This is a genomic window from Pseudomonas sp. MD195_PC81_125, assembly GCF_014060985.1.
GTDB classification, from domain to species: domain Bacteria; phylum Pseudomonadota; class Gammaproteobacteria; order Pseudomonadales; family Pseudomonadaceae; genus Aquipseudomonas; species Aquipseudomonas parakoreensis.
This window is the reverse complement of the sequence record NZ_JABULD010000596.1, coordinates 1-7,099: the sequence shown is the minus strand read 5'-3', so window position 1 is coordinate 7,099 and position 7,099 is coordinate 1. Positions and strand designations below refer to the sequence as shown.

Here is a 7,099-nt window from a genome sequence, read left to right as displayed (position 1 = left end):
AGGAGCTGCCGCAGGCTGCGATCTTTTGACTTTAAGGCAGACAAAAAAAAGCCCGCAGTGTGAGCGGGCGAAAGACCAAAGAAGCTATATGCGCAGTCGCTTCCCGGTGGGGGCAGCTGCTTGGGGGTCAGCTGCCCCGGTAGGTGGAATAGCTGTAAGGCGAGATCAGCAGTGGCACGTGGTAGTGATCCTGCTCGGCGGAGATGCCGAAACGCAGCACCACCACGTCGAGGAACGCCGGTTCCGGCAGTTGCACGCCACGGGCGCGGTAGTAATCGCCGGCGTGGAACTGCACCTGATAGACCCCGGTGCGGTAGTCATCGCCTTGCAGCAGCGGCGCATCGACCCGGCCATCGCTGTTGGTAACGGCACTGGCAACCAATTCCAGATGCGAACCTTCAACGCGGTACAGCTCGACCTTGATCGAACTGCCCGGGCAACCGTGTGCAGCGTCCAAAACGTGTGTTGTCAAACGTCCCATTGATTCTGCGCGCCTGACCGCAAAGAGCAGTCAGACTTCGCGCCTCCCGAAGTCAGGTAAAAGGAGACCGCACCGATTCGGAGCACGAAAAGCTGCGGCGAGCGACTGATTAAGACACTTTTCAAAAAAATTGTACACAATAAAAACGACATTTTTCGCACCACCCCCGCCATTCGGGTGTTTCACCTTGATCTGCCCCTCAAGCGCCAGAGTATTGAACCTCACAGCCATTAGCTGACTGATCAGGCAGGTTTCTTGCAGCTCACGCCATTAGCAGCAAAAGATGACAGTCGGTGAAAAATGCAAAAATTCAGGCTTACAAATTGCGAATAAAGTTGTATACAATCAGCCCATCGCTGTGACGCCAGCCTGCGCAGGCCGTTACACAAACCTGTCAACGAATAAGAAGGAAGACTGCAGTGAGCGCTGACTACCCACGCGACCTGATCGGTTACGGCAGTAACCCTCCTCACCCACACTGGCCGGGCAACGCGCGCATCGCGCTGTCCTTCGTACTCAATTACGAAGAAGGCGGCGAGCGCAACATCTTGCACGGCGACAAAGAATCCGAAGCCTTCCTCTCGGAAATGGTTGCCGCCCAGCCGCTGCAAGGCGCGCGCAACATGAGCATGGAATCGCTTTACGAGTATGGCAGCCGCGCCGGCGTCTGGCGGATCCTGAAACTGTTCAAGCAATTCGACATTCCGCTGACCATTTTCGCCGTGGCCATGGCCGCCCAGCGCCACCCGGATGTGATCCGCGCGATGGTCGAAGCCGGCCACGAGATCTGCAGCCACGGCTACCGCTGGATCGACTACCAGTACATGGATGAGGCGCAGGAGCGCGAGCACATGCTCGAAGCGATCCGCATCCTCACCGAACTCACCGGCGAACGCCCACTGGGCTGGTACACCGGCCGCACTGGCCCGAACACCCGGCGCCTGGTAATGGAAGAAGGCGGTTTCCTTTACGACTGCGACACCTACGACGACGACCTGCCCTACTGGGAACCGAACAACCCGACCGGCAAGCCGCACCTGGTGATCCCGTACACCCTCGACACCAACGACATGCGCTTCACCCAGGTGCAGGGTTTCAACAAGGGCGACGATTTCTTCGAATACCTCAAAGACGCGTTCGACGTGCTCTACGCCGAGGGCGCCGAAGCGCCGAAGATGCTTTCGATCGGTCTGCACTGCCGCCTGATCGGCCGTCCGGCGCGTCTGGCGTCGCTCAAGCGCTTCATCGAATATGCCAAAAGTCATGAACAGGTGTGGTTCAGCCGTCGCGTCGATATTGCGCGCCACTGGCACGAAACCCATCCGTATCAAGGGGCCACAAAATGAGCCGCTTTCAAACCCTGCAACCGTCGACCCTGAGCCGCGACGCTTTCGTCAACGCTTTCGCCGACATCTACGAACATTCGCCATGGGTGGCCGAGAAGGCCTACGACCTGGGCGCGGACGCTTCGATCGACGAGATCGAAACCCTGCACCAGCGCATGAGCGACATCCTGTTGAGCGCCGATCACGCCAGCCAGCTTGCGCTGATCAACGCTCACCCGGACCTGGCCGGCAAAGCCGCCGTCCAGGGCCAACTGACCGAAGCCAGCACCAATGAACAGGCTGGCGCCGGTATTCACCAATGCACGGCCGAAGAGTTCCAGCGCTTCACCGAGCTGAACGACGCCTACAAGGCCAAGTTCAAGTTTCCCTTCATCATGGCGGTAAAAGGCAGCAACCGGCATCAGATCCTCGCGGCGTTCGAAACGCGCATTCACAACTCGGTCGACACCGAATTCAAATGCGCGCTGGCGGAGATCAACAAGATCGCCCTGTTCCGTTTACTGACTCTCTAGCGAAGCCTGGCCCGAGTGCGTCAAACGCGGAGAGCACCCAGGGCCTTGCAAGCATCCCCAGCCAACTTATTAAAGGCAGACAAGAAGAATGAAAGCTTACGCCGTACCTTTCGAGAAGTTCGTCAACCTGGCCGATGCCCGTCTGGGCACCAAAATCATCTCGGTCACCGATGACTGGTTCGCAGACGCCAATCGTCTGTTTCAGCCGACCCCGGCCGTGTGGAAGGAGGGTGTGTTCGACGACAACGGCAAGTGGATGGATGGCTGGGAATCGCGCCGCAAGCGCTTCGAAGGCTACGACAGCGCGGTAATCCGCCTGGGCGTACCAGGTTCGATCAAAGGCGTGGACATCGACACTTCATTCTTCACCGGCAACTTCCCGCCATCGGCCTCGCTGGAAGCGTGCTTCCTGGCCTCCGGCGAGCCGGACGAAAACACCCAGTGGACTGAAGTGCTGTCGGCCGTCGAGCTGCAGGGCAACAGCCACCACTACCATGAAATCAGCAACGAAAAAAGCGTTCAGCCACCTGCGCTTCAACATCTACCCGGACGGCGGTGTCGCCCGTCCTGCGCGTGTACGGCATTCCGTTCCGCGACTGGTCCGCAGTTGGCGACAACGAGCAAGTCGACCTGGCAGCAGCCCTCAACGGTGGCCGCGCCCTCGCCTGCTCCGACGAACACTTCGGCCGCATGAGCAACATCCTCAACCCGGGCCGTGGCATCAACATGGGCGACGGCTGGGAAACCGCACGTCGTCGCACCCCGGGCAATGACTGGGTGATCGTCGCGCTGGGCCACCCGGGCGAGATCGAAAAAATCATCGTCGACACCCTGCACTTCAAGGGCAACTACCCGGACACCTGCTCGATCCAGGGCGCGTTCGTCAAGGGCGGCACCGACAGCCAGATCGAAACCCAGTCGCTGTTCTGGCGCGAACTGCTGCCGAGCCAGAAACTGGAAATGCACGCCGAACACACCTTCGTCGAGCAGATCAAGGCACTGGGCCCGATCACCCACATCCGACTCAATGTGTTCCCGGATGGTGGTGTGAGCCGCCTGCGCGTTTTGGGCAAGGTCGCGAAGTAATGCTGAGCCTGTAGGAGCTGCCGCAGGCTGCGATCTCTTGATCTTGATCTTAAAAAACAAAGTCAAAAGATCGCAGGCTTCGCCAGCTCCTACAGGGATCGCGCAAGACGCACTGACAAGTTGAACAACACAGAATTTTGGATAAGAAGAACAGCATGCGCACACTACAGATTGAACCGCTGACCAAAGAAGCCTTCGCCCCCTTCGGTGACGTGATCGAAACCGACGGCAGCGACCACTTCATGATCAACAACGGTTCGACCATGCGCTTCCACAAACTGGCGACGGTCGAAACCGCTACGCCTGAGGACAACGCGATCATCAGCATCTTCCGCGCCGACGCGCAGGACATGCCGCTGACCGTGAGCATGCTGGAACGCCATCCGCTGGGCAGCCAGGCTTTCATTCCGCTGCTCGGCAACCCCTTTCTGATCGTGGTCGCGCCACTTGGCGATGTACCTGTATCAGGCTTGGTCCGCGCCTTCGTCACCAACGGCAGGCAGGGCATCAATTACCATCGCGGCGTCTGGCACCACCCGGTGCTGACGATCGAAAAGCGGGATGACTTCCTGGTGGTTGATCGCAGTGGCACAGGCAATAACTGCGATGAGCATTTTTTTCAAAGAGGATGAGCGGTTGATCCTCGCCCCCCACCAATAAGAGAAGGTCTGATCACTCGACAACAAGAGTGACAGGCGAGAGGTAAAGACTGTGGAAGCACATCTGTTGGAATGGCTGAACCTGAGCGTGCGCTGGGTTCACATGATCACTGGCGTGGCCTGGATCGGCGCGTCGTTCTACTTCGTCTGGCTGGAGAACAACCTCAACCGCGTCAACCCGAAAACCGGTCTGGCCGGCGATCTGTGGGCGATCCACGGCGGCGGTATCTATCACCTGGAAAAATACAAACTGGCCCCACCGTCGATGCCGGAGAACCTGCACTGGTTCAAATGGGAAGCCTACTTCACCTGGATGTCGGGGATCGCGCTGCTGTGCGTGGTGTTCTACTCCAACCCCGTGCTCTACCTCGTGGCACCCGGCAGCGGCCTGACCGGCCCTGAAGGCGTGGCCATCGGCATCGGTTCGCTGATCGCCGGCTGGTTCATCTACGACTTCCTTTGCGATTCGGCCCTTGGCAAGAAACCGGCCCTGCTCGGCTTCATCCTGTTCGTGCTGATCATCGGCGCGGCGTATGGCTTCAGCAAAGTGTTCAGCGGTCGTGGAGCGTACCTGCACGTCGGCGCGATCATCGGCACCATCATGGTCGGCAACGTGTTCCGCATCATCATGCCGGCGCAGCGTGCACTGGTGGCGGCGATTGCCGAGAACCGCACGCCGGACCCGGCGCTGCCCGCCAAAGGCCTGCTGCGTTCGCGTCACAACAACTACTTCACCCTGCCGGTGCTGTTCATCATGATCAGCAACCACTTCCCGAGCACTTATGGCAGCCAGTACAACTGGCTGATCCTGGCCGGGATCGCGGTGCTGGCGGTGTTGGTACGTCACTACTTCAACACCCGTCACGACAGCCACAAGTTTGCCTGGACCCTGCCCGTGGCAGCGGTGGGCATGATCACCCTGGCGTACGTCACCGGCCCGGCGCCGATGCCGACCGCACCGGACGTGGCCAAGGCACCCGCGAAAATCGAGTACCAACCGCTGCCGGAAACGGCACTGGGAGGTGGCGCGAAACCGGCTGAAGCGGCGGCACCTGCGGCGCCAGCAGCAGCCCCGGCTGCGGCACCGGCGCAAGCGTCCAACGCCGGTCCGGCCTTCGACAAGGTGCACAACGTGATCCAGGAACGCTGCGCGGTTTGCCACTCGGCCAAACCGACCAGCCCGTTGTTCAGCGCGGCACCGGCCGGTGTGATGTTCGACACCCCCGAGCAGATCCGTCAGAACGCGGCGCGGATCCAGGCGCAAGCCATCACCACGCAGATCATGCCACTGGGCAACATCACACAGATGACCCAGCAGGAACGTGACCTGATCGGTGCATGGATCGCGCAGGGAGCCCAGACCAACTAAGCAACACAAATTGTGGCGAGGGAGCTTGCTCCCGCTGGGTCGCGAAGCGGCCCCTCTCTTTGCCTGAAGAGCAGGGACTGCTACGCAGTCCAGCGGGAGCAAGCTCCCTCGCCACAGACCTGATGCAAAGAAACAGCTGTGAGCAACCCGACAGCTGTTAATCACAAGAATAAAAAAGATCCGAGGTGTTGCATGTCCGAGCTGTCCAAAGCGCGCATCCCCGACGCACCCGCCATTCAGCGTTTGCCCCTTTTGCAACTGATCCTGGTCGGTTTGCAACATGTTCTGCTGATGTACGGCGGTGCCATCGCGGTGCCGTTGATCATCGGACAGGCCGCTGGCCTGAGTCGTGAAGAAATCGCCTTCCTGATCAACGCCGACCTGCTGGTCGCCGGTATCGCCACCATCGTCCAGTCGCTCGGGATCGGCCCGATGGGCATCCGCATGCCGGTGATGATGGGCGCCAGTTTCGCGGCGGTCGGCAGCATGGTCGCCATGGCGGGCATGCCCGGTATCGGTCTGCAAGGGATCTTCGGTGCGACCATCGCCGCCGGTTTCTTCGGCATGCTGATCGCTCCGTTCATGTCCAAAGTCGTGCGCTTCTTCCCGCCGCTGGTGACTGGCACGGTCATCACTTCGATCGGTCTGTCGCTGTTCCCCGTGGCCGTGAATTGGGCCGGTGGCGGAGCCGCCGCGGCGCAATTCGGTTCACCGATTTATCTGGCCATCGCCGCGCTGGTGCTGGCGACCATTTTGCTGATCCACCGCTTCATGCGCGGTTTCTGGGTCAATATTTCCGTGCTGATCGGCATGTGCCTGGGCTACGTGCTCTGCGGCGCCATCGGCATGGTCGACCTGAGCGGCATGGCCAACGCGCCATGGGTTCAGTTCGTCACCCCGCTGCACTTCGGCATGCCGAAATTCGAACTGGCGCCGATCCTGTCGATGTGTCTGGTGGTGGTGATCATCTTCGTCGAGTCCACCGGGATGTTCCTTGCGCTGGGCAAGATCACCGGTCAGGAAGTCTGCCCACGCATGCTGCGTCGCGGCCTGCTGTGCGATGCCGGCGCCTCGTTCGTCGCCGGTTTCTTCAACACCTTTACCCACTCCTCGTTCGCACAGAACATCGGCCTGGTGCAGATGACTGGCGTGCGCTGCCGCTCGGTGACCATCGTCGCCGGTGGCCTGCTGATCGTGCTGAGCCTGCTGCCGAAAGCGGCGTTCCTCGTCGCATCGATTCCACCGGCAGTGCTGGGTGGCGCGGCGATTGCGATGTTCGGCATGGTCGCTGCCACCGGGATCAAGATTCTTCAGGAAGCCGACATCGGTGACCGTCGCAACCAGTTGCTGGTGGCAGTGAGCATCGGCATGGGCCTGATCCCGGTGGTGCGTCCGGAGTTCTTCGCGCATCTGCCGCTGTGGATGAGCCCGATCACTCACAGCGGTATCGCCATGGCCACGCTCAGCGCACTGACCCTGAACCTGCTGTTCAACATCCTCGGCGGCGCCGAACGCGCCGCGATCAACGACTGCCACGCACATCAGCATTAACCAAGTCACCACAAAACCTTGTGGGAGCGAGCCTGCTCGCGAAAGCGTTGTGTCATTCAACAGTGATGGCGACTGACACGCCCTCTTCGCGAGCA

5 protein-coding genes and 2 pseudogenes are annotated in these 7,099 nt (G+C 60.3%); 6 read left to right on the top strand and 1 reads right to left on the bottom strand.

Annotated elements, in window-relative coordinates; all coding sequences use genetic code 11:
- Window positions 1-127 precede the first annotated feature (127 nt).
- Window positions 128-481 (bottom strand): hydroxyisourate hydrolase, encoded by a 354-nt coding sequence (uraH, locus tag HT737_RS24240; RefSeq protein WP_007913983.1) that lies wholly within the window; start codon window positions 479-481, stop codon window positions 128-130.
- 419 nt (window positions 482-900) lie between these two features.
- Between uraH and puuE the strand changes: the two genes are divergently transcribed.
- The 6 genes and pseudogenes from puuE (at window position 901) to HT737_RS24210 (ending at window position 7,004) form a co-directional block, all read left to right on the top strand.
- Window positions 901-1,827 carry an allantoinase PuuE gene (gene puuE, locus HT737_RS24235; RefSeq protein WP_182404156.1) on the top strand — a complete coding sequence of 309 codons (927 nt, stop codon included), beginning with the start codon at window positions 901-903 and terminating at the stop codon, window positions 1,825-1,827.
- On the top strand, window positions 1,824-2,339 hold the full coding sequence (uraD, locus tag HT737_RS24230) for a 2-oxo-4-hydroxy-4-carboxy-5-ureidoimidazoline decarboxylase (RefSeq protein WP_047292945.1): 516 nt from the start codon (window positions 1,824-1,826) through the stop codon (window positions 2,337-2,339). Before puuE ends, uraD begins: the two co-directional genes overlap by 4 nt.
- 88 nt (window positions 2,340-2,427) lie before the next feature.
- Window positions 2,428-3,425 (top strand): annotated as a pseudogene (gene alc / locus HT737_RS24225) (allantoicase).
- Window positions 3,426-3,580: 155 nt separating this feature from the next.
- Window positions 3,581-4,085, top strand: a pseudogene (locus HT737_RS24220) (ureidoglycolate lyase).
- Between the two features lie 51 nt (window positions 4,086-4,136).
- Window positions 4,137-5,453, top strand: a complete 1,317-nt coding sequence (locus HT737_RS24215; protein WP_041068826.1) for a urate hydroxylase PuuD — start codon at window positions 4,137-4,139, stop codon at window positions 5,451-5,453.
- Between the two features lie 192 nt (window positions 5,454-5,645).
- Window positions 5,646-7,004 carry a nucleobase:cation symporter-2 family protein gene (locus HT737_RS24210; protein WP_047292943.1) on the top strand — a complete coding sequence of 453 codons (1,359 nt, stop codon included), beginning with the start codon at window positions 5,646-5,648 and terminating at the stop codon, window positions 7,002-7,004.
- Window positions 7,005-7,099 lie beyond the last annotated feature (95 nt).